We start from the raw sequence: 21,589 nt of genomic DNA on the forward strand, positions 1-21,589 counted from the left end.
CATCATCAGGAAGATGAGTGGCGGCGCGAAGCGCCGCCACTCATCTTTGGGGTTAACTGCTTATCAGTACATGCTCATCTGGCTAGGGCATTAAAAAACTGTTGCAACCGTCCTAAAAAGGAGCCTGATTGCTTACCAGTCTTCTGGCGAAATAGGCGGTCAATATCGTCACTAGATGGGCGTTGTTCTACTTCTGCGAGCTTTTGCATTCCCTCTTCGGTCTGGAGCCAGACTTGCCATGTTTGTGGATAGCAACGCCACAAAGCACCCAGTTCTAAGGGTTTGATGTAGTAGGCAGTCTCGAAGGTACTTAAAAAGCGATCGCGCATTTGTCTGGCAGCTAAGCCTAAGCCCACTTCACTATTCTCCAGACGCGGATTGAGCATGACAAAGGGGCGATCGCCAGCAAGTTGAACTAACTTTTCCACTTGCTCGACTTCGATGGAAGTTGGCTCGATTAATAAAAATGCGCGATCCTCTTCCCGAATGGCCCTACGACCTTCGTTGACACCACGTACAGATACATTCAGATCCACCCATTCCCGTTTGGCGAGAGCTGCGGCCCCTGCGTCGGAAAAGATTGCCTGCCATGCTTCGCCATATTGTTGATTAAAACTCGCTGCAAACTCATAGGCGATCGGCATCGCTTTTAATTCGGGAAATCGGAGATCGGCAAGTACACGCGTTGCGCCATTGGCGATCGCTTGATGGGTAGCTGCGATCGCCTGTTCGGTGGCATCTTCTAAATTATTTGGTAGTAGGATTGACTCAGCTAATTGAGACATAAAAGCGAATTTTTTAAAATTGAGGATATATGAGGATAGATCTTTATAGATCCTAATACCAAAGCACAAAATGGCTTAGTCATTTTGTGCTCTGAAAATCCTGACTGGGTTTAGTTTTTATAACTAACGTCAGTTCGGGTTAAGCTGGCAAATTTTAAAAGCCCAAAAGTAAAAGCCTTGCTTAGCAAGGCTTTTACTTTTGGGCTTTGAGAAAGGGTTTGCGTAGCAAACCCTTTCTCAAAGCCCGTTTCAAATTATCCTAAACTCACGTTAACTACAGTCACTGACTAAAAAAACTTACTAAAAAGTAGGCACTTTACAGATTTAGTACGCAAATAATAGTATTTGCCTTTAAAGCGAATCGAGTTAATCATCCATGACAAATTCTATATCCGCCGAAAGTTATCACGTTACTGCGGTTATTGCTCATTCCGTCAAATGCAATCTTGAAAAAGAATATGAAGATTGGTTGCGGGGAATTGTCCCAGTTGCCAAGTCCTTTGATGGTCATCTCGGCGTGCAAATTCTCCGCCCCCATCTAGAAGAAAATACGGAATATGTAATTGTCTTGCATTTCGATCACCATCAAAATCTCAAGAGGTGGTTGGAGTCGGAGGAACGCCATAAATGGATCGAGCTTGTACAGCCACTAATTCAACAACCTGAAAATGTACAGGTTCTGACTGGTTTAGAAACATGGTTTGAGCTGCCAAAGCGACCCCAAAAATATCCTCCTAAACGCTATAAAATTGCATTGATAACTTGGTTGGGGGTGTTATTTTTATCATTAGTTGTTGGACGCATATTAAATCCTCTATTAGAACCTTTGCCTTGGTTGCTGAAGCAAATTATTACCAGTGGATTAATAGTATGGCTGCTTGCTTATTTTCTCATGCCCCAATTAACACGCCTATTCTATCGGTGGCTATATCCAAAATAGATAGGGCTTTAATTTTTTCCTACAGCGCTTTGCGCTCAAACCCAAACCAAGGAAATTTTTGAAAGCGTTGCTTTGCAACGCTTTCAAAAGTTTCCTTGTGGTTCGTTTGATCGATAATTGCTGTAAAAGCCCAAAGATGAGGGGCGGTGCAAAGCACCGCCCCTCATCTTTGGGCTTTTATGTCCTAATACCAAAGCTCAAAATGGCGTAGCCATTTTGAGCTTTGGTATCAAGGTTTTCAAGTTAAGAAATGGCGTAGCCATTTCTTAACTTGGTATAAAAAGTGAATGATGGATTACATCATGCCACCCATACCGCCCATGCCACCCATACCGCCCATGCCGCCCATACCAGCAGCACCAGCACCAGCGCCAGCATTCTTCTCAGGCTTCTCAACTACGAGAGCTTCGGTGGTTAAGACCATGCCAGCAACGGAAGCAGCATTTTGGAGTGCAGAGCGCACAACCTTCGCAGGGTCGATGATACCAGTAGCGATCAAGTCAACATACTCACCCTTGAGGGCATCAAAGCCATGATTGAAACTCATACCCTTAACTTTCTCAACCACAACGGTTCCTTCTAAACCAGCGTTATCACTGATTTGACGAAGAGGCGCAGAGAGAGAACGGGATACGATTTCAGCGCCGATCGCTTCTTCGTTCTTCAAGGTTGCTTTGAACTCTAGCAATTCAACCGCAAGGTGAGCAAGGGTTGCACCACCACCAGGAACAATACCTTCTTCAACGGCTGCACGGGTAGAGTTGAGTGCATCTTCAATACGAAGCTTGCGATCCTTGAGTTCGGTTTCAGTCGCAGCACCGACTTTGATCACGGCTACGCCACCAGCGAGCTTAGCGATCCGCTCTTGGAGCTTTTCCTTATCGTAGTCAGAGTCACTGAGATCCAATTCCTTACGGATTTGGGCAACACGCTTATCGATATTTGCCTTATTGGTAATGTCAGAAACGATAGTTGTTTTGTCCTTGGAAATGGTGATCTTACGAGCAGTACCAAGCATTTCTAGGGTGGCGGCGCTAAGTTCCAAACCAGTGTCTTCGGAAATTACCTGACCATCGGTAAGAACGGCGATATCTTGCAACATCGCTTTACGGCGATCGCCAAATCCAGGAGCCTTGATGGCAGCGATATTCAGAGAACCTCTGAGCTTGTTGACTACCAAGGTTGCGAGAGCTTCGCCTTCAACATCTTCAGAGATGATTACGAGGGGTGCACCTGAACGAGCAGCTTTTTCCAGAATAGGAACAAGGTCTTGAATGACATTGATTTTCTTATCGGTGATCAAGATCTTCGCGTTCTCAAATTCGACCAATTGACGTTCGTTGTCAGTGACGAAGTAAGGAGAAATGTAACCGCGATCGATCTGCATACCTTCCACGATTTCTAATTCGGTGGTAAGAGACTTGGATTCTTCAACGGTGATTACGCCATCTTTACCAACCTTATCCATGGCATGGGCGATCATTTCGCCAACTTCAGAATCATTGCCCGCAGAAATGGTGGCAATCTGAGCGATTTCAGCGTTGGAATCAACTGCCTTTGCTTTTTGAGCGATGACATCAACGAGGTGAGCAACTGCTTTTTCGATGCCACGACGTACGCCAACTGGGTTAGCGCCAGCAGCTACGTTGCGCAGCCCTTCACGAATCATTTCTTGAGCCAGAACGGTGGCGCTGGTGGTTCCATCACCTGCGACATCATTGGTTTTCGAGGCAACTTCCCGAATTAGCTGAGCACCCGCATTTTCTAGAGGATCTTCTAGTTCAATTTCTTTAGCGATGCTTACACCATCATTGATGATCTGAGGTGCGCCATATTTCTTTTCGAGAACTACGTTACGTCCTTTAGGTCCTAAGGTTACACGTACGGCATCAGCAAGGGCATTAACACCACGCTCAAGGGCGCGACGAGATTCTTCATCAAATACTACGATTTTAGCCATTTTAGTTAATCTGGTAATTGGTAATTGGGATTTGGTAACGGGGATTTGGTAACTGGCTTTTAGCGATTAGTTTTTAGCTCTTTTCGATTGCTTCCGTATGAAGAGCCTTGAAAGCTAACGGCTAACAGCTAATAGCTAATAGCTTTATTCAACGATCGCGAGGATATCTCTTTCCGCGAGTAGCAAATAATCTACGTTGTCAATTTTGACTTCTGTGCCTGCATACTTGGAGTAAAGTACTTTGTCGCCTGCCTTAACTTCTAGAGCTACGCGAGTACCTTTGTCATTACGCGAACCAAGACCGACGGCTGTAACTTCACCAATTTGTGGCTTTTCTTGAGCTGTATCTGGTAAGAAAATACCGCCAACAGTTTTTTCTTCTTTTGTTGCTACTTTTACCAATAGGCGATCGCCTAGGGGTTGTAATGTACCAGTATTTAGGGTTAACGATGCCACTATGTCATACCTCCTTAAAATCTAATCAGAGTGGACTCTGCAAGGTATGGCTCAAGCTAGGAATTTAAACCTGCTTTAGTTATATCTTGCGTGCTTTAGCACTCTGTCTCACTGAGTGCTAATATACTGCGAAATGAGTAGGGAACTAGATCGGCTTACCGTACCAAAGAAATTGCAACCTGTCGCCAAGTGTCCTAGGACATAAACCCCAAGAATTGATTGGCAACGCGAAGCGCTGCCAATCAATTCTTGGGGTTTGAGTAGTGCACGCGCAGCGTGCACCACAGCTTTTGGGGTTGTAATTATGCCCAGTTACTAATCTTTATTTGTGTTGTACTTTTCGGTAATAACTGCATCTAAGGGGATGTCCCAAGGATCGTGAGGCAACTCATCCACATAAAATTCATCGAAAATAAGTCCTACTTTTAAGCCTATGGAACGAGGCAACCACCGATCATAAAAGCCTCCACCATAGCCCAAGCGATAACCTTGGCGATCGCAAGCTACCGCAGGAATCAAAATTAGATTGATACTTGCTAAATCGATCGGCTTTAAATCATGGCGAGGTTCGAGGATCCCAAAAGCACCCGATCGCATACTGCTCTCAAAATCCGCGATCTCGACGTGATGCCACAGCAGATCTTGTTCAAGGCAACGGGGAAATCCCCAATTTTTGTCAGGAAATCTTTGCCAAAGCGAGCTTAAATCTGGTTCTAGCCGAAAGCTGGTAAAAGCGAGAATATTTTGCGCCTGTTGAAATGGTTGCCAATTTGCAAGGCGATCGCTAATTGCTCGACTTTTTTGCAGCCAAGTTTCCCGATCGATATGGCTGCGGAGGTCAAGGGATGTTTTTCTAATTTGCCTTTTAAGTTGGCGATTCATTTGGCGATTGATTTGGCGATTGATTTGGCGATCGTTCCGATCAGGATTTGTCGCATCGATTTTACTAGTAAAACCAAAACTAAAAATGGCTACGCCATTTTTAGTTTTGGTATGAAGTGTTGTCACACTTTCGTGAATTGGTAAAAAACCCAAAGTATGATTGGCGGCGCTTCGCGCCGCCAATCATACTTTGGGTTTTGAATTTTCGTGCTGCTTTACCTATGAACTTTTGGCAGTCTGAACCAAGGGGTTTGGGGATATTCGTGATGCTCCCAATGATAATGACCGAAGTTATAACAACTCAGAAAAGACCATAAAATCGCATAAAAATTAGACTCAAGGCGAGGAGAAAAATTGGGATTTTGATGGATTTGACAATGGGGAAGATAAGTCCCAAAGAAAAATAGCTGCAACGAGCTAAGTACAAGAGGAACGAGCCAGAAGAGAATTAAGTTAACGATTGAAACCTTGCATAACAGGATCAAAGCGCAGAATATGGCGATCGCGCTAGCCAAAAATAAAATTAGCGATCGCCATGAAAAGTACTCGCTCAGAAACTTGCAATACCAAAATACTGGATGGGAAAGGTTGCCATGAAAATCAGGATCGCCGTTTTGAGAAGGATAGCGATGGTGATTAGCATGGTTTACTGCGCAGCGATCGTAATTAAGAGATGCATAAATTCCCACCATAAGACGACCAATGATCTTATTTAGAGTTCTATTACTGGGAATTAAATTTCCATGCATTGAGTCGTGGGCAAGAATAAATAAGCCCGTATGAAGGTACGTCCTTCCCAAAATTAAAACAATTAGTCCCGCCCAAGAAATATCGAAAACTGAAACCGAAAGCAACGAATATAAACTAACAAACCATAGGCTGAGAATAGTAATGACGATTAATATTCCAATCCAATCATCAGTTGTGAATGCTTTTGTTTGCCAGAGATCAGACGAATTATGCGATCGCAGATTACTGTAATTATTCATAATTTATCGCGAACGCCACTACAATTCTGGAAATATCGGGAAATATAAAGAACACTAAAGCGATTTTGCATTTTGTGGCAAAGTCTTTTAAGTAGTTCAGCATAGTTAAAATCAAATCTAGAGAGCGTAACGCCTGCTGGCGTTACGCTCTCTCTCTAGGTATAGGTCTAGCGAATGAGGTTCAACAGTTCTTTAGGAGATGCAAGCAGATCGATCGCCACAAAGAAAATCTTGTTGTTAGGATCGAGTAAAAATCTCCAAGATATATTCATCCCAACTCCAGATCCAAACCAAGGAGTTTGAACTTTACCTGTGATTTTGATTTGGGTATAGCCACCATCTGCTGGCTCAGAAATACCTCTTTCTGGAACGAGTACTAGATTTTGACATTCTTCCTTAAAGAATCGCAGAACTGCATCCTTGCCAGCAATTGGTCTTTGGAATGGAGGCTGTAAAGCGCCATCGGGGAGGAATAGATCGATCAAAGCGTCAAAATCATTAGCGTTTAGGTTATTCATGTATGACAATACGGTGGGATTGTCGATCCCTTCGATGCTAACCTGAGTGCGCTTTGAGACTTCTTTGGGAGCCATTACTGGTTCGGCAACGCGAGTATATCCACCCAACTTATTAGGATCGAATCCCATATCTACAACTGAGTTACGTAGAATTGTGATTTGTTGCCCTGGATCTAAATTCTTCAAGGTCTCTAACACTGCCGAGGCATTGGCGGAAAGGCGATAGCCTTCGGGAATAGGAGCAACAATTCCTTCTTCCATCCACTTGCCGAGTTGATACCAAAAGCCTAGTTTGATATTTTGAGACCAAATAGCATAGGTACGCCCAATGGGGGTGTCGGCGCGATTAGCTAGGTCGCACATGACTTGAGTTTGTTGCTGGAAACTCATCTTCTTAATTTCATTCAATGTTAACTCAGCCAACTGCATACTGGCAGCACCAGGAGCAGCGATCGTTACGGTTTTGCCCATTTCAAGGTAAGTAAACCAAATCCAAGCTAGTTGATCCTCAGGAGTGAGCTGGTTAAATCTTGCGGTAGTAGCGGGTACGACATCAGCTGCTAGGGTGTTAGGAAAAATATTTCTGGCTGAGGAAATGGTATATGTCATAGGAATGTTTTTGGAGTTTGGCTGAAGGATTTAAGTAGGATTTAAGTTCATGTGCGAAAGTATTTGGGCATAATTAAAAACCAAAGATAAAACCTGTAATGTAAGCACAGCATACGTTATAGGTTTTTGGGTTTTACATTTAATTGCGCATAGCTACTTACATGAAGGAATTCAATTAACTCCCAAGTTCGATATAGAACCCTATATAGAACTTTAAAGTTATCAAAATTGCAGCCGATCGAGCTCTCAATGGAGAACTTAAATGCTTACAAATAACTTTTGCTTGGGACGCTCAGTGATTTCAAAGCAAACAAGCCATAAATCACTGCATTTTGCTAGTTGAGTTTTCCTGAGTATATATACTCACATTCTGATTGCTTTCTCAAAACCTCTAAAGGTAGATATTAAGAAAAACTTTAATTTTAATTTTTGTGCTTTTGCTATCTTAATTTATTCTTAATGTATGCGTAAAAAATATAACCCAAGGAAGATATCAATCCTTAGGTTATATGCCATGGCAAAGCTTACTTTGGATATAAGTCCCCAAAGTAGTTTCAGAGAGTAGCCCAACCGCCATCTTTGAGGCTTGATTTGCCCTAAACAAAGATCGGAACTAGAGCTAGGAAACTTTTCAATACTTTCAAGCCAGAAGATTCTCTATTACTTACCTACATGTAGGAAAGTGCCATAATTTTGGCAATTTTGTCTGAATTCAAACCTTCAAGTTCCTTGACTGTAATCCACCCGTCCTTAATCAACCCCGCAAATACGAAAACTAGCATGGGTAAATTATAGTCATAACGACCGTCAACTTCGTGACGTTTAACGCTTAAAAAGTCGTGCAAATGCCACATATCTTCTATTTCATTTAAGCAGCTTGCTTTACTGCGTACTGAATCGATAAGGGCATTTGTTTCGCGTTTGTAGGCAATATCAAAAGCTTTTCGAGCAACCTCTTCCTCAACTTGAGTCCAACCAGCATTCATTACTTGCATTATCAAAACCAGAAAGAAAACATTTATTTATATAAAGAATAATAACAACTTATGTCAGGATCGACCCATTCCTACTAGATTTCTTTATTTTTTTAAGGCTTTCACCGCAATTGCTTTGCTTACCTGTGTAGCTAGGACAAGATAAAGCCCCAAAGATGAGTGGCGGCGCTTCGCACCGCCACTCATCTTTGGGGCTTTATCTCCTAAACAAACCTTACGAGGCAATACTACTGATTACCGAGGGGATATATACCTTTTGCGTAAAATAGCTCAAAAGACAGGAGTCAGCCATAACGCATCCTATTTACACTTTGCCTATAAAGAGGCAGTGCCAGCAGCGATCGCCTTAGAAGGGTTTCGACTGCTTTCTGGAGAAACTGTTTACCGATCTATGCGCTTCTTGGTGTGCTTGAAGTCTAGCGTTATGATGGCTATAGTTTAGAGTTTCTAGCTTTACGAGATGCGGCATATGTACCAATAGAAAATAGTTTGTCGTTGAAGTTTCATGCTTAATACAATTAGAAGCAACACAAAATTAGTTAAAGCTCAATTAGACCTTACAAGAATGCGAAAGATTCTGAGGGATCTGAATCTAGGGAAATTTGAGGATTAATTATGAATTTAAATTTGGAAATATCATCCAAATTAAGTCTACTAATCTCAACTCTTGAAGAACACGAAAAATGTCAACAATATCTCTAACCGAAGCTCAAGTTAAACTTCAAGATCTGATCAATGAAGTCTCACAGTCCCATGAGCCTATCCTAATTTCAGGAACTACATCTAATGCTTTTCTAGTTTCCGAAGAAGATTGGAAAGGAATTCAAGAAACAATCTATTTGCTCTCAATTCCTGAGGTGGGCGCATCAATTGTGGAAGGTTTAGCAACTCCCATTAATGAATGTAGCGAGACATCGGAATGGTGAAGTGGAAATTGGTATACACCAAGCAAGCTCAAAAGGATGCTAAGAAATTACTGCAACTAATCTCAAAGACAAGGTTACTGAACTTTTAGCCATAATTCAGGTGAATCCATTTCAGAATCCGCCACCCTATGAAAAGTTGGTTGGTGATTTAGCGGGCGCATATTCCCGCAGAATAAATATCCAACATCGACTTGTTTATCAGGTGATCGAATCAGAGCAAACCATTAAAATAATCAGGATGTGGACGCATTACGAGTAAGCGCGATCGCTATAATAGTTAGACAGCTTGTAGTGAAAATATTACAGCCCCCATACTAGAATATCTTCTTGCCTTAAAATATCTTCTTGCCAAAAACTTTTCAAAAGTACTGCTATGACTGCAACCGCCACCAAGACAACAACCAAGACACAGTATGAAGCCGTTATTGGGTTGGAAACTCACTGTCAGTTGACAACTAACTCCAAGATCTTTTGTAACTGCTCGACCCAGTTTGGCGCAACTCCCAATACTAATGTTTGCCCTGTCTGTCTGGGAATGCCTGGGGTGTTGCCTGTACTTAACGAAAAAGTTTTGGAATATGCAGTCAAGGCTGGACTAGCTTTAAATTGTCAAATTGCGCCCCATAGCAAATTCGATCGCAAGCAATATTTTTATCCTGATCTTCCCAAAAACTATCAAGTTTCCCAATATGACTTGCCCATCGCCGAGCATGGTTGGCTGGAAATTCAATTAGAAGACGGTAGCACCAAACGCATTGGGATTACGCGCTTGCATATGGAAGAAGATGCAGGAAAACTCGTTCATGGTGGTAGCGATCGCCTATCGGGTTCCAGCCATTCCCTCGTAGATTTCAATCGTACGGGTGTGCCGCTGTGCGAAATCGTATCGGAGCCAGATATGCGATCGGGCGCAGAGGCGGCGGCCTATGCTCAGGAACTCCGACGGATTATGCGTTACCTTGGGGTGTGTGACGGCAATATGCAGGAAGGTTCGCTCCGTTGTGACGTAAATATTTCTGTGCGACCTGTCGGTCAAGAGAAGTTTGGCACAAAGGTAGAAATCAAAAATATGAACTCCTTTAACGCCATTCAAAGGGCGATCGATTTTGAAATCAATCGTCAAGTGGAAGCGCTCGAATCTGGCAACGAGACCATTAAGCAAGAAACTCGTCTTTGGGAAGAGAATAGTCAGCGAACAATTAGTATGCGCTCTAAGGAAGGAGCCAGCGATTATCGCTATTTCCCTGAACCTGACTTGATGGCGATCGAAGTGCCTTTAACAACCCTAGAGAAATATCGTTCCGAACTTCCCACCCTGCCTATGGCAAATCGCCATCGTTATCGCGATGAGTTTGGACTGACTCCCTACGATGCTGCTTTGATTGCCGACGATCGCACTATTGCCGAATTCTTTGATGCCACGATCGTCGCAGGGGCAGAGCCAAAGCAAGTATTTAACTGGGTAATGGGTGACGTTACCGCCTATCTCAATGAGAACAAACTCAAGATCGGCGATATTGCGCTCACGCCTGTGATTTTAGCCGAGATGATTGCTTTAATTGCCGATGGCACGATCAGCAGCAAAATTGCTAAGGACATTTTGCCAGAGCTAATTACTAAGGGTGGTTCTGTTAAGGATCTTGTGGCATCTAAAGGCTTAACCGTTCTTGCGGGTGCGGAACTTGAGAAGATCATCGATGAAATTATTGCCGCGAATCCGAAGGAAGTCGAGCAATATAAGGCTGGTAAAACCAAGTTATTAGGTTTCTTTGTCGGTCAAACCATGAAGAAAACCCAAGGACGAGCCGAACCACAGTCCACGAATAAATTGATTGTGGATAAACTAGCTGTCTAAAAAAAGAGGCGCTTAGCGCCTCTTTTTTATGTTCTATAGCTACAGTCACTTGAATGAGGACAAATCAAACCCCAAGAATTGACTGGCGGCGCGAAGCGCCGCCAGTCAATTCTTGGGGTTATACCAATTGCCAAAAGTGTGGCTACACTTTTGGCAATTGAAAACCAAATCCAGTAAGAGTTTTAAAATCACAAAATGGCGTAGCCATTTTGTGATTTGGTATTACAATTGGCGACAGCTATAGATTAAAAAAGCTGCGGATGGCATTCAAATATAAAGGCTCATTGGTAGCAGCATTATTGTTGTGTCCGCCATTGGGAATGATCACGATTTGCTTTCTGGAGGGGGTTGCCTCATAGAGACTTTGCGCCATCGATACGGGAATTACTTCGTCAGCAGTACCGTGAATATAAAGTACGGGTATGGCAAGCGATCGCACCTTTGAGATCGAATCAAAACGTTGATGGATGAGTAAATCGATGGGGAAAATGCGATATTTGGGATCGAGCTGTGCCATGTCGCTCATCGAAGTGAAGGAAGCATCAACGATCGCTCCGAGGGCATCGGGATGTTTGATAGCCAGATCGATCGCGATCGCTCCACCCAAAGAATGACCGTAGATTAAAATCTGGTTTGGCTTGTAACCCTTTTGAATGAGATAGTCCCAAGCGGTTTGGGCATCGGTATACACCGACGATTCTGACGGAAACGATCCCTCACTCCTGCCATAGCCTCGATAATCAAATACGAGAACTGAGAAACCCATCCGCATTAAGCGATTAGCATGTTTGGCGTTAGCACTGATATTTTTGCCCTTACCATGCAAATACAAAATTACCTTGCGATCGCCAAGACTGCCTTTTTCCTCTTGTTTGATATTTGGTAACCACCAACCATGAATGTTTTCGCCCGTGCCATCGGCTTTTTTTACGGGAATTAAAACATCTTCATAGGTGGCATTAAAATTTGCAGGCGTAGTGGTAATTTCCTTTTCTGGCGAAAAAACTAGCCTCGTTTGCCCAAACCACAATCCCGCACAAACAGAACCATAAAAACTGGCGATCGCAATGCCTGCGATCGCTACAGGACGCACCCAAGGTTTGGGCGATCGATCCTGAGCTTGTTTATTCTGCGCTGATTCTAGAGATGATTCAGACATTGAATTTAATTTAGATATTGTAATCTGAAGCCAATTTTAGAGCCTTTAGCATTACAGTGCCGAAAACTCTAAAATATATTTTGCCAATATTTTGGCAAAATATATTGCATATTTGTACTATTGCTGTAATATAGTAAAGCACTTGAAATGCAATTGCGGTCATGGTGGAATGGTAGACACGCCATCTTGAGGTGGTGGTGGCGAAAGCTGTGAGAGTTCGAGTCTCTCTGACCGCATATAAAAATAAACAGATAAGGATGGTTAGTGCTTTGCACCAACCATCCTTATCTGTTACTGTAGCTACTCCCTTCCCACCAAAGAAATAGACATACAAAACAAGAATTAGAGGTTGCGGCGCGAAGCGCCGCAACCTCTAATTTGGGAGTAGCTGCAAACCCAAGCGACAGCTATAGTAATCTTGAAATCTAGTTTACTTAATGCTTTTAAATCCATGTCTCGCCAAGTTGATTGTCAAAAAGAATGTACCAATGGCTGTATCCTCGGCGATAAATGCCCTAATTTGGAATATCTTGCTAAAGCTCGTAAGCTTTTAGCCGAGACCTCCATTGACAAGTTAATTGAAATTTCTGACTCCCGCTTTTTGCCACCCCCTCCTACTGCCCAGTAATACAAAAGCTCAAAATGGCTACGCCATTTTGAGCTTTTGTATAGCTATATTCACTTAAGTCAGGAAATCAAACCCAATAGAGAGTTGCGGCGCGAAGCGCCGCAACTCTCTATTGGGTTTGATTTTGAATTCCCACAAGATGATTGGCGGTGCTTCGCACCGCCAATCATCTTGTGGGTTTTAGCTATTTAAGCTTTTCTTTTGCCTTTTGCCAGAACTGCTCCAGTTCCTCAGTCGTAAAACTTTCGATGGGGCGATCGCTTAACTGTTCGATGGTTTCTAGCCGTTGAATAAATTTACGGTTAGTAGATTGTAAAGCAGCGGCAGGATCGAGGTCATACCAACGGGCGACATTGATCAGGGTAAATAATAAATCTCCCAGTTCCGCCTGTTGGTTTTCCTTAGATTCATGGGCGATCGCTTGATGCAATTCCCCTAACTCTTCGTGAAACTTTGCCCATACCCCTTCCACATTGTCCCATTCAAACCCATTCGCTGCGGCTTTCTGAGAGATTTTCATGCCTGCGGTTAAAGGGGGCAGCGATCGTGCATAGCGTTTGAGTTTGTAGATGAGTTTCTGAGTATCCGCTAGATTTTCACCCTTCTCCTCCGCCTTGATTCTTTCCCAATTTTGATGGATTTCGTCCATATTTTCCGTTTTGACATCACCAAAGACATGGGGATGGCGACGAATTAATTTTTGGGCAATGCCTTCGGCAACTTCCGCAAGCGTAAAAGTATGGGTTTCACTGGCAATCTGAGATTGCAAAACTACCTGCATTAATAGATCTCCCAACTCTTCCGCGATCGCTTGACTATCTGCGCCCTGAATAGCATCTACCACCTCATAGGCTTCTTCGATCACATAGGGAATCAGACTTTCAGGTGTTTGCGCCAAATCCCAAGGACATCCACCATCGGGCGATCGCAGGTTCGCCACAACATCGATCAAATGTTGCAAGGCTATCAAGTTTGCCGAATTATCGAAACTCATAATATTTGTTTAATGTTAAGAAAAGTAACAAAATGCTATAATAACTTCAATAAAAATATTGCTTTTAACAAACTTACATAGCGTCAATCTTGTCGCCAGAGATCTGCCCAATGAGTAATACTGCTAGTCCCGATCCTGAGATGCTGAGAAAACTTCTAGAGCCTTTACTAGAAGATTTTACCTATTGGTTCGACCGTTCTCAGAAATTACTATCCAACGAACGCATAGATTTTTTGTCAGAAAAGGATCAAAAAAGTTTGCTAGAACGGGTTGAAAATGCTCTCAAAGAGGTTGCAGTGTCAGTCTCACTATTTCGGGCTACAGGGCATCAAGTTGGTGTAGATATGACAACTATGAAACCTTGGCATCAACTGTTAATGGAGTGCCAAGCCGTAGGGATGCGCTACTATCGTAATCAAGTAATTTAAAATTTTAATTTCGATCTCTCCCTGCACCGATTAGCCCTCTATCAGTATCTATCTAAATCTGGTGTCTTCTTATTTTTCCATCAGGGCTTCCTTATTTCACTTAAATTTATATATTTTTTCAGGAAAGTAGACATGGTACAAATTATTTACATACTCGCTTTTACTGTGCTCTCTATTTTTGCCATTAGCAATCTTATTCGTAGCATGATTGCACTTTCTCAAAATGAATCCCGTGGCTATCAAGATAATCGCAACCGCCGCGTGTCACCTCAGTACGCACACCCTGAGTTATGGGATAAGGATGGCAAATATATTGACGAACCACTAATGGTTATTAAGTCCATTAATGTCGATGATGCCCGCTCAAGGCTTGATGCTCTCTACAATTCGTCACCTAGTGGCGAAAAATAAGCAGTTAAAAAAGCAAAGCGTAAACGATACTCAATCCAAAAAGTTATAGCGCACGTGCAACGTGCGCTACAGCTTTTGATTCTGGGTTTTAATTATACCCAGCCACTTAGTAAACGTCAGTTCAGGTTAAGCTGGCAAATTTTAAAAGCCCAAAATTAAAAGCCTTGCTACGCAAGGCTTTTAATTTTGGGCTTTGAGAAAGGGTTTGCTATGCAAACCCTTTCTCAAAGCCCGTTTCAAATTATCCTGAACTCATGTTAGTAAGGGTTTTCAAGTTAAGAAATGGCGTAGCCATTTCTTAACTTGGTATAGGATAGATCAGGTCGGTTTTCGTAGGTAGCAGCTACGAGACGTAAGGGGGAAAGTACGGTGTAAACCCGTCACTGTCCCGCAACTGTGAATATTTTAGAGCTTGAGGTTAGCTGATGTCGTTGCCCTTAAGTGGCTCTAATTTGCCCTTAATTTGCTCCTAATTTATAAGTCAGGATGCCCGCCGACTGTTTGCTGTAAATTTCACGATCCCCATATCATCTGCGAGGTACGGATGAATCATAGTCTATTAGTTTGTACTACCTGTGCCAGCACTTGGCAAAATGGCAAAAAGGTAGGAATTAGTGGTGGTGAAACCCTGCTAAAAGAGCTTTCTCAATTGCATCAAGAACGGGCGAGTGATAAATTGCGATCGCAGTTTGAGATCCGTGCTGTGTCATGCATGAGCGCCTGTAGCCATGCTTGTGTCGTTACTTTTGTCTCCGAGGGTAAATATTCCTATCTATTTGGGGATTTGCCCATTGATACGGAAAATATGCCCACAACAGCCTCGGCGATTTTATCCTGTGCGGAAATATATTGCGATCGCGCCGATGGCAGTCTCACATGGAAAGAGCGTCCTGAGCCATTAAAAAGTGGCGTAATTGCTCGCATACCACCTGTTTGACCGCAAAGTATTGTTGACTGAGCAAAGTCCAAGCCCTTTTTTCTCATATATAGCTACAGTCACTTGACTGTAGTTATACATTCATAGAACAAATTTGGTTTGCTTAACTTGTAATTTTGTTAAAAAATTTGAAATAAAACAGTAAAAGCCTCGCTTAGCGAGGCTTTTACTGTTTTATTTCAGCGTAAACTGTTCTAAAAAGATTTAAAATCAAGGGGCGATTGTAATTCCGATAATGTCGATAGATTTTTTGTATAGAACTGAAATTTAAAAACTAAAATTTAAAAACCGAAATTCAAAAACCGAAATTCAAAAAACAAATTTGTAACACCTCATGCAAGGCACGCTCCGAGAAATTGACATCCATACTATTATCCACCTGATCGAGTGTGGGCAACGAACTGGTGAGTTGTTAATTGAATCCAGCACTGGAAAATTCTGGTTTTTATTTTTTGATAATGGCGAATTAATCTATGCTACCGACACTGATAGCAATTTGACTCGACTACAGGATTATTTGCATGGTTTAGGCTTAGACCAAGCGCTCGACCGTTTGTCTAGCTCGAAACTGGGGATTAATGTTTTAGAATACGGACAAATTTGGGCGCTTCTAGAAGCGAATATCTTAAGCCCCGACCAAACTAAGTCAATTCTCGAAGGAACCATCCGCGAAGTCCTTTTTGATATTATCGGACTCTATCAAGGTACTTTTGTTTTTGAAATTAGTACGGCTCTTACGCCAAGGTTAACCAGATTTAAATTTTCGCAAATTAGTTCGCAATATTCGCAACAGCTTCAGACATGGAAGAAGTTTTATCCAGTATTGCAGTCCCTCGATCAATGTCCCATACTGCTCGATCGCGAAGCTTTGCCCCATCTAAGTGCTTGGATCGATGGCAAAACGACGCTCCGACAACTGACCAGATATACGGGACAAGATATTAGCCAGATCGGACAGCAGATCTATGATGCGATCGCCTTGGGACAAGTGACGATTAACCCCTTAGCTCTGAGTGCGCCCCAACAGGTTAAAGTTCAGTCTCCACGTATTTTATGTATTGATGATAGTGTGACCATCTGCCGCGCGGTGGAGTATATTCTGCATAATCACGGCTTTCAAGTGATGGCGGTTTCCAGTCCGACGAAGGCTTTGAGTTTGATTTTTCAGCACAAGCCCGATCTGATTTTGTGCGATATCACTATGCCAGAAATCGATGGTTATGAGCTATGTGGAATGCTCCGTAAGTCCAGTGCCTTTGCTAAGGTTCCGATTATTATGCTGACAGGAAAAGATGGATTTATCGATCGCGTTAAAGCGCGGATGGTTGGGGCTACGGAATATTTAACTAAACCCTTTGGGGAAAAAGAGTTACTGACCACTGTTGAAAAATATTGCAAGCGCTAGTTTAGTAATTTCGTGACTTGGGATAAAAACGCAAAGATGAGTGGCGGCGCGAAGCGCCGCCACTCATCTTTGCGTTTTTATGTCCTAAGCAAACCTTTCGGGTTTTGCTAGCCATAACTTAATTGCCGTTACCGATCAAGATGAATGCCGACCAAAAATAAGGATGCTGGAATTCATTGTCCTTGGTTTGCAATAAGCCGAGTTGAGCTTGGCGTAAAGAATTGATGATGTTGTTACCCTGTTGTAGCTGGCTATAAAAATTTCCCATGAGTACCTGCGTTCCCCGATCGCTCACAGTCCAGAGCGAAGCGATCGCTGCTCGCGCTCCAGTTCGTTGAATCTGATAGCCAAATCCGAGAATTTCTTCGCCACTCCCAACTAATCCACCAATGGCAGTTTGACAGGCACTTAAAACGATCAATTGGGTATGGGGCAGTTTCCATTCCCGTAATTCCCGTAAATTTAGGCGATCGCCATTGCCCATTAATACAAAGGAATCCTCAGGCGATCCGCTGACAAAGGCGGCATGGGTCGCTAAATGGATCAGATCGTATTCTCCAAATTGAGCCACGGTATTATTGCGGCTAAAGGAAGCATCAACTAATTTAGTTGTGTTGGGGAAGGTATCGGCAATTTTATCAATTTCTTTGGCGGCGAAAGGCAGTCCTGTAAAAGAGAACTTCTCATTACCCACTGCAAATTTGATGGAGCCTTGGGTAAAGGCGGCGGCGATCGCTTTGAGGGGGGCTTTGCTAATGGGCTGTAAGTTAATGAAACCAGAGGCGGTGAGGTAGTTAAAGCTAAAGCGCTCGATCAGCCATTGCTTACCGTCATAGAGAGCAGCAAGGGGGATATACCGCATCTGTCCATCGGGAGCATAAAGGAGTAGTTCGATCTTGGCGGTTTTTAGATCGGCTTCAATGGGTTTAATGAGATATTGATAAAGGCGTGAAGAGGAATCCTTCACATCATTAGAGCTAGGGTCTTGCAAATCAGCGCGAAAATCTTGGAGTATTTTGGTAAAGTCTTGAGGCGCAATCGTAATAGAACGCAAAATCGGCGCTGATTTTGCAGGTAACAGGACTAAATAAAGTCGATCTTCAAAAAGTAATGGATAGAATAGGGCTGCCCGATCGCCAAATTTCTGGACATCGATCAGTAGCGATCGCGATGTGGCTAGATTGTCACTTTGCTGGGCACTGACCTGCTGGATTTGGGCGACTAGGGGAGAGCCATCAATGAGCGATTGCAGATCGGTTTTAACTGCCACCTGTTCGGGGGCAAAGAGGGTAATGCCTGCGGCCGTGCGCTCGTTGCCCTTAACATCTCTCAGATAATCTTGAAGTTCTTGCACTTTTAACAGATCGAGAATTTGGATCGCTTCGTAAATGCGTCCCTGCTTTAGTAGTAGTTGGGCGAGGTTGCGGTAGGTGTAGGCAACACTTTGTTTGTAGGCGGCGCGATCTTCACGGGGCAACATTCTGATCGATTGTCTAATTGCTTCGCGCACATTGACCGATTGCTTGAGAAAAGCGATCGCTAGTTCTATTTGTTTCCGTTGGGTGAGCAAATCCCCAATATTGGCAAGAACGACGGCTTCGGTACTGCGATCGCCAACTTCCCGCGCAATATTTAGAGCCTTTTGATAGGCGGAGAGAGCTTCTGTTTGTTTGTTGAGATTGGCATAGGCGCGTCCGAGATTGCTTGAAGTTACACCGATTCCCGTCCGATCCTTGACCTTCTCATATATGGTCAGAGCTTGTTGGTGAAAGGCGATCGCCTGCTCGACCTGCCCCAAACGTGAATAGGTACTCCCAATATTGTCAAGGGTAATCCCTACCCCTAGCTCATTACCGATGTCTTGATAGATGGCTTTAGCTTTTTGGAAAAAAGCGATCGCTTCTTTATATTTGCCACTATTGCTATAGAGCTGGGCGAGATTATTAAAATTATTGGCTTTGCCCGCATTAACGGTGACTTCATTACTCGCCGCATCCCCGACATTGGCGCGTACGGATAAACCTCGACTGGTGAGATTGGGGTTGCTATTCTCCTCACCTAAAACATCGTATAGAAATTCTACTTCCGATTTTTTTAAGCCTGCAAAGTTCTCATTGGATAACTTGAAATAAATTTTGGTGGATTGATCGGCTAATTCTAAAGCGCGTTTATTTTGTCCGAGACTAAAATACAGGGCGCTCATATTATTGAGAATCGCGGATTCGTCCCCCTTATAGACAACACAGCAGGGAGAACGTACTAAGTCTAACGCTTGGTTATAGGATTCAAGGGCTTCAGCATATTGGGTCTTATTGGCATAGATCACGCCAATATTATTCAAAGTTTGGACGCGTCCATAGTAGTCGGGAATTTCCGCAAGAATTGGCAATAATTGCTGATAACTAGCCAAAGCTAGATCGTATTGTGAAGACCGAAAATAAAGTGAAGCAATACTAGAAAGCGTCAAACTGATACTCGTGCGCAAAGAATCGCGATCGCTGGGTTTCTTTTGGAGGCGATCGCGAAAAATATTTAGAGCCTGTTGATAGGTGGATAAAGCTTGGGGATAGTCTCTCTGCTTGTCATAGGTTTCCGCAATATATTGCAAGGTATAGGCAACATCCGCAGGATCGCTGTCGGGTAGTTTGACTAGCTCTTGAGCAATTTTGAGGGCTTGCTGAAAATAGGACATGGCTTTCTCATATTGCCCTGTTTTTAAATAGACATCTCCAAAGAAATTGAGCGTATCGCGTTCCCCCCAAGGGGATTTCCATTTCCGAAATAGGGCTAGTGCCTTTTGGAGATCGGCAATGGCTCCTTCAGGATCGCCCTTTTCTAAGCGATAGTGCCCCGATTGTTTGAGATTCACCGCCTCGGTAATCTCTTGCACCCGTAAATCCTCATTAGGGCTTTGGGCGATCGCCTCTAAGCCCAGTAATTCTATCTTGGGCATGATGACAGGCATCCCCACGACCGTTAGCAATATTCCTAAAACCGCATAATTATGAATTAAGCGCATAGTTATCTCCCTAGAAATAGGCTAAATATTAATTTTTCTGTGCTTGCCCCACGATTTTGTGGGTTTTATATTTAATTGTGCCCAGCCACTTAGTACCAAAACTAAAAATGGCGTAGCCATTTTTAGTTTTTTAAACTCCTATTAGGCTTGGGTTTTAATTTACAAAAGTGTTGTCACACTTTCGTGAATTCGTATTACATCAATACTTAGCGAGACTTTGGTTTATCTTGTTGACTACAGCGAAATCTTTGCGCCTCGGAGGTCTTTGCGTGCTTAGTTTTGCGACCGCTTACCCTTTCTCGCCACATTAAAAATGAGGAGCGTTTCATTGACTTACGCATGATTTTAATCACTTCAGATTCAGAAATGCCAAATTGGTCGTAAATCGTATCAAAGCTGGTGCGATCTTCCCATGCCATTTCCACAATGCGATCGAGATCGGCGGCAGTTATTGCTTCGTTTATCCTCTGTGTACCCATAAAGTTATCTAAAATTTTTGTTATAGCTATATTCACTTAAGTGAGGACATCAAACCCAATAAAGAGTTGCGGCGCGAAGCGCCGCAACTCTTTATTGGGTTGGTTTTATCCTTGTTTCCAATGGCGTGCTAACTGTTTCGCCTTTAGTCCCGATTCGATTACTTCGAGTAGTCTGGTCATACCCGTTGTATTGACGATTTCATAGGTTTTATTGGCTCGACGACAAGCTTCGATCGCTCGTTCGGTGAGGGAGTGACTGGCATAACCTGTCACGATAATAATTAAATCTCCACCTGCAATTTGGCTTTCACCCTGCGCGGCAAGTTGCAAGCCATCCTGCTCGGTATACCACATTAAATTAATTGCCGAATCGCGTAACCGATTCTTTACAGCCGTTTGTAAGCGATCATGTCCTCCGAAGACTAATACCTTACCAATGAGATCGGTGTACAAAGCAGGACGTTTTTCTGATTTGCGATGTCTGGCATTAGGCTGTACATCGGGGGCGCGATCCACACGGGAGCGATTTTCAAGAGCTTTGTTATAAATAAAGGTCAGAGTTTGTTCGTGGCTGCCCCGAAGGCGTGCGACGGGTCCTTCTTCACTGTGGGAATTTATTTGATTGATCAGCGCCTCGACGACTTCTTCGAGGCAACCAATCGCTTTTAAGTCATTGGCATATCCTCGAACGGCGATCGAAGCGTCGGTAGCGCTAAAGAAATCGCGTTGTTCTTCGATCATCTCTAATAGATCTGCTTTTAATTCCTGTCGCCATTGAGCCGTTTGTTCGGTTATTCGTTCATCTAGTAGTCTTTCTTCACTGAGGATCAATTGGCGATCGGCGATCTGAGCGGCTAGGACTGGGGCTTCGGCGATTTCCTGTCGGATATCGGCAGCTTTTTTCTCTAGCCTTTGCTTAGTCTCACTGTCTTGGTGACCACCCTCGCGGCAATATTCTTGCAGCATTTGTTCGACCTTTGCCAACAGTGGTTTTAATCTTGCTTCAATTTGGGCTACTGCTTCTTGAATTTGGCGATCGCGTTGTTGCTGTAGGCGATTTTGTTCTAATTCTACTTTTGCCATGGTGAGCAAATCGCTAACCGATGCTTCCAGTTCATCTAATTCGGAAATATGCATATTTACTTATATTTGCCTATATTTGCTTGATTTTAATAAGTCGAGAATTAAGTCGTGAGAAGTGACGTGAATAAGTA

At 43.2% G+C, this 21,589-nt stretch carries 21 protein-coding genes, 1 tRNA gene, 1 pseudogene and 1 riboswitch; of the genes and pseudogenes, 11 read left to right on the plus strand and 12 right to left on the minus strand.

The genetic code is table 11. The annotated features are described in order from the left end of the window. Nucleotides 1-74 precede the first annotated feature (74 nt). Nucleotides 75-785: a DUF1995 family protein gene (locus PseudUWO310_RS01760; RefSeq protein WP_142598511.1), complete on the minus strand. Its 711-nt coding sequence runs from the start codon at nt 783-785 to the stop codon at nt 75-77. A 376-nt stretch (nt 786-1,161) separates the two neighbouring features. Between PseudUWO310_RS01760 and PseudUWO310_RS01765 the strand changes: the two genes are divergently transcribed. Next, nucleotides 1,162-1,725 carry an antibiotic biosynthesis monooxygenase gene (locus tag PseudUWO310_RS01765; RefSeq protein ID WP_142598513.1) on the plus strand — a complete coding sequence of 188 codons (564 nt, stop codon included), beginning with the start codon at nt 1,162-1,164 and terminating at the stop codon, nt 1,723-1,725. A 295-nt stretch (nt 1,726-2,020) separates the two neighbouring features. Here PseudUWO310_RS01765 and groL read toward each other — a convergent pair whose 3' ends face one another. The 6 genes from groL to PseudUWO310_RS01795 form a co-directional block, all read right to left on the minus strand. After that, nucleotides 2,021-3,685 carry a chaperonin GroEL gene (groL, locus tag PseudUWO310_RS01770; RefSeq protein WP_009626159.1) on the minus strand — a complete coding sequence of 555 codons (1,665 nt, stop codon included), beginning with the start codon at nt 3,683-3,685 and terminating at the stop codon, nt 2,021-2,023. Nucleotides 3,686-3,829: 144 nt separating this feature from the next. Beyond that, nucleotides 3,830-4,141 (minus strand): co-chaperone GroES, encoded by a 312-nt coding sequence (groES, locus tag PseudUWO310_RS01775; protein WP_142598515.1) that lies wholly within the window; start codon nt 4,139-4,141, stop codon nt 3,830-3,832. Nucleotides 4,142-4,456: 315 nt separating this feature from the next. After that, nucleotides 4,457-5,149 (minus strand): 5-formyltetrahydrofolate cyclo-ligase, encoded by a 693-nt coding sequence (locus PseudUWO310_RS01780; RefSeq protein ID WP_223805496.1) that lies wholly within the window; start codon nt 5,147-5,149, stop codon nt 4,457-4,459. Between the two features lie 89 nt (nt 5,150-5,238). Then, nucleotides 5,239-6,012 (minus strand): fatty acid desaturase, encoded by a 774-nt coding sequence (locus tag PseudUWO310_RS01785; protein ID WP_142598517.1) that lies wholly within the window; start codon nt 6,010-6,012, stop codon nt 5,239-5,241. Nucleotides 6,013-6,179: 167 nt separating this feature from the next. Further along, nucleotides 6,180-7,139, minus strand: a complete 960-nt coding sequence (locus PseudUWO310_RS01790) for an orange carotenoid-binding protein (RefSeq protein WP_009626163.1) — start codon at nt 7,137-7,139, stop codon at nt 6,180-6,182. A 668-nt stretch (nt 7,140-7,807) separates the two neighbouring features. Further along, nucleotides 7,808-8,125, minus strand: a complete 318-nt coding sequence (locus tag PseudUWO310_RS01795) for a hypothetical protein (RefSeq protein ID WP_231663696.1) — start codon at nt 8,123-8,125, stop codon at nt 7,808-7,810. A gap of 265 nt (nt 8,126-8,390) precedes the next feature. Here PseudUWO310_RS01795 and PseudUWO310_RS23190 point away from each other — a divergent pair, with 265 nt between their 5' ends. The 4 genes and pseudogenes from PseudUWO310_RS23190 (at nt 8,391) to gatB (ending at nt 10,915) form a co-directional block, all read left to right on the plus strand. Beyond that, nucleotides 8,391-8,576 (plus strand): hypothetical protein, encoded by a 186-nt coding sequence (locus tag PseudUWO310_RS23190; RefSeq protein ID WP_223805497.1) that lies wholly within the window; start codon nt 8,391-8,393, stop codon nt 8,574-8,576. 241 nt (nt 8,577-8,817) lie between these two features. Continuing rightward, nucleotides 8,818-9,060, plus strand: a complete 243-nt coding sequence (locus PseudUWO310_RS01805; protein ID WP_142598519.1) for a type II toxin-antitoxin system Phd/YefM family antitoxin — start codon at nt 8,818-8,820, stop codon at nt 9,058-9,060. After that, nucleotides 9,057-9,319 (plus strand): annotated as a pseudogene (locus tag PseudUWO310_RS23845) (Txe/YoeB family addiction module toxin). The gene PseudUWO310_RS01805 and the pseudogene PseudUWO310_RS23845 overlap by 4 nt, the downstream one beginning before the upstream one ends. Before the next feature lie 114 nt (nt 9,320-9,433). Further along, complete coding sequence (gatB, locus tag PseudUWO310_RS01815) at nt 9,434-10,915, plus strand: Asp-tRNA(Asn)/Glu-tRNA(Gln) amidotransferase subunit GatB (RefSeq protein WP_142598521.1); 1,482 nt, start codon at nt 9,434-9,436, stop codon at nt 10,913-10,915. A gap of 238 nt (nt 10,916-11,153) precedes the next feature. Here the strand turns inward: gatB and PseudUWO310_RS01820 are convergent, their stop codons facing one another. Next, a complete protein-coding gene (locus tag PseudUWO310_RS01820) occupies nt 11,154-12,074 on the minus strand; it encodes an alpha/beta hydrolase (protein ID WP_142598523.1) in 921 nt (306 codons plus the stop codon). 155 nt (nt 12,075-12,229) lie between these two features. Here PseudUWO310_RS01820 and PseudUWO310_RS01825 point away from each other — a divergent pair. Together PseudUWO310_RS01825 and PseudUWO310_RS22680 are read left to right on the plus strand one after the other, a co-directional pair. Continuing rightward, nucleotides 12,230-12,310, plus strand: a tRNA-Leu gene (locus tag PseudUWO310_RS01825). Between the two features lie 215 nt (nt 12,311-12,525). After that, on the plus strand, nt 12,526-12,702 hold the full coding sequence (locus PseudUWO310_RS22680; RefSeq protein WP_190315873.1) for a hypothetical protein: 177 nt from the start codon (nt 12,526-12,528) through the stop codon (nt 12,700-12,702). A gap of 184 nt (nt 12,703-12,886) precedes the next feature. Here the strand turns inward: PseudUWO310_RS22680 and mazG are convergent, their stop codons facing one another. Continuing rightward, a complete protein-coding gene (mazG, locus tag PseudUWO310_RS01830) occupies nt 12,887-13,696 on the minus strand; it encodes a nucleoside triphosphate pyrophosphohydrolase (protein ID WP_142598525.1) in 810 nt (269 codons plus the stop codon). A 110-nt stretch (nt 13,697-13,806) separates the two neighbouring features. Between mazG and PseudUWO310_RS01835 the strand changes: the two genes are divergently transcribed. From PseudUWO310_RS01835 to PseudUWO310_RS01850, 4 genes are all read left to right on the plus strand, one after another. Further along, nucleotides 13,807-14,124, plus strand: a complete 318-nt coding sequence (locus PseudUWO310_RS01835) for a DUF2605 domain-containing protein (protein ID WP_009628715.1) — start codon at nt 13,807-13,809, stop codon at nt 14,122-14,124. 132 nt (nt 14,125-14,256) lie between these two features. Then, nucleotides 14,257-14,535: a DUF2973 domain-containing protein gene (locus PseudUWO310_RS01840; RefSeq protein WP_142598528.1), complete on the plus strand. Its 279-nt coding sequence runs from the start codon at nt 14,257-14,259 to the stop codon at nt 14,533-14,535. Between the two features lie 307 nt (nt 14,536-14,842). Further along, a riboswitch (cobalamin riboswitch) is annotated at nt 14,843-15,048 on the plus strand. Nucleotides 15,049-15,079: 31 nt separating this feature from the next. After that, nucleotides 15,080-15,472 (plus strand): DUF1636 domain-containing protein, encoded by a 393-nt coding sequence (locus PseudUWO310_RS01845; RefSeq protein ID WP_142598530.1) that lies wholly within the window; start codon nt 15,080-15,082, stop codon nt 15,470-15,472. Between the two features lie 334 nt (nt 15,473-15,806). Continuing rightward, nucleotides 15,807-16,877 (plus strand): response regulator, encoded by a 1,071-nt coding sequence (locus PseudUWO310_RS01850; RefSeq protein ID WP_142598532.1) that lies wholly within the window; start codon nt 15,807-15,809, stop codon nt 16,875-16,877. Nucleotides 16,878-16,995: 118 nt separating this feature from the next. Here PseudUWO310_RS01850 and PseudUWO310_RS01855 read toward each other — a convergent pair whose 3' ends face one another. The 3 genes from PseudUWO310_RS01855 to PseudUWO310_RS01865 all read right to left on the minus strand — a co-directional run bounded on the left by PseudUWO310_RS01855 (nt 16,996) and on the right by PseudUWO310_RS01865 (nt 21,512). Continuing rightward, nucleotides 16,996-19,896: a CHAT domain-containing protein gene (locus PseudUWO310_RS01855; RefSeq protein WP_142598533.1), complete on the minus strand. Its 2,901-nt coding sequence runs from the start codon at nt 19,894-19,896 to the stop codon at nt 16,996-16,998. 206 nt (nt 19,897-20,102) lie between these two features. Next, complete coding sequence (locus tag PseudUWO310_RS01860; RefSeq protein ID WP_055074365.1) at nt 20,103-20,375, minus strand: TIGR03643 family protein; 273 nt, start codon at nt 20,373-20,375, stop codon at nt 20,103-20,105. Nucleotides 20,376-20,480: 105 nt separating this feature from the next. Then, on the minus strand, nt 20,481-21,512 hold the full coding sequence (locus tag PseudUWO310_RS01865; RefSeq protein ID WP_055074366.1) for a DUF2325 domain-containing protein: 1,032 nt from the start codon (nt 21,510-21,512) through the stop codon (nt 20,481-20,483). Nucleotides 21,513-21,589: the final 77 nt, after the last annotated feature.

The organism is Pseudanabaena sp. UWO310 (assembly GCF_006861605.1).
In the GTDB taxonomy this organism is placed as follows: domain Bacteria; phylum Cyanobacteriota; class Cyanobacteriia; order Pseudanabaenales; family Pseudanabaenaceae; genus Pseudanabaena.

Excerpts from the sequence above, each read along its gene's own strand:
- PseudUWO310_RS01790 (WP_009626163.1), bottom strand. The coding sequence starts at position 7,139 with ATGACATATACCATTTCCTCAGCCAGAAATATTTTTCCTAACACCCTA.
- mazG (WP_142598525.1), bottom strand. The coding sequence starts at position 13,696 with ATGAGTTTCGATAATTCGGCAAACTTGATAGCCTTGCAACATTTGATC.
- PseudUWO310_RS01840 (WP_142598528.1), top strand. The coding sequence starts at position 14,257 with ATGGTACAAATTATTTACATACTCGCTTTTACTGTGCTCTCTATTTTT.
- PseudUWO310_RS01805 (WP_142598519.1), top strand. The coding sequence starts at position 8,818 with ATGTCAACAATATCTCTAACCGAAGCTCAAGTTAAACTTCAAGATCTG.
- PseudUWO310_RS01760 (WP_142598511.1), bottom strand. The coding sequence starts at position 785 with ATGTCTCAATTAGCTGAGTCAATCCTACTACCAAATAATTTAGAAGAT.
- PseudUWO310_RS01860 (WP_055074365.1), bottom strand. The coding sequence starts at position 20,375 with ATGGGTACACAGAGGATAAACGAAGCAATAACTGCCGCCGATCTCGAT.
- groL (WP_009626159.1), bottom strand. The coding sequence starts at position 3,685 with ATGGCTAAAATCGTAGTATTTGATGAAGAATCTCGTCGCGCCCTTGAG.
- PseudUWO310_RS01820 (WP_142598523.1), bottom strand. The coding sequence starts at position 12,074 with ATGTCTGAATCATCTCTAGAATCAGCGCAGAATAAACAAGCTCAGGAT.
- PseudUWO310_RS01845 (WP_142598530.1), top strand. The coding sequence starts at position 15,080 with ATGAATCATAGTCTATTAGTTTGTACTACCTGTGCCAGCACTTGGCAA.
- PseudUWO310_RS22680 (WP_190315873.1), top strand. The coding sequence starts at position 12,526 with ATGTCTCGCCAAGTTGATTGTCAAAAAGAATGTACCAATGGCTGTATC.
- PseudUWO310_RS01785 (WP_142598517.1), bottom strand. The coding sequence starts at position 6,012 with ATGAATAATTACAGTAATCTGCGATCGCATAATTCGTCTGATCTCTGG.
- gatB (WP_142598521.1), top strand. The coding sequence starts at position 9,434 with ATGACTGCAACCGCCACCAAGACAACAACCAAGACACAGTATGAAGCC.
- PseudUWO310_RS01835 (WP_009628715.1), top strand. The coding sequence starts at position 13,807 with ATGAGTAATACTGCTAGTCCCGATCCTGAGATGCTGAGAAAACTTCTA.
- PseudUWO310_RS01765 (WP_142598513.1), top strand. The coding sequence starts at position 1,162 with ATGACAAATTCTATATCCGCCGAAAGTTATCACGTTACTGCGGTTATT.
- PseudUWO310_RS01795 (WP_231663696.1), bottom strand. The coding sequence starts at position 8,125 with ATGAATGCTGGTTGGACTCAAGTTGAGGAAGAGGTTGCTCGAAAAGCT.
- PseudUWO310_RS01855 (WP_142598533.1), bottom strand. The coding sequence starts at position 19,896 with ATGCGCTTAATTCATAATTATGCGGTTTTAGGAATATTGCTAACGGTC.
- PseudUWO310_RS01850 (WP_142598532.1), top strand. The coding sequence starts at position 15,807 with ATGCAAGGCACGCTCCGAGAAATTGACATCCATACTATTATCCACCTG.
- PseudUWO310_RS01865 (WP_055074366.1), bottom strand. The coding sequence starts at position 21,512 with ATGCATATTTCCGAATTAGATGAACTGGAAGCATCGGTTAGCGATTTG.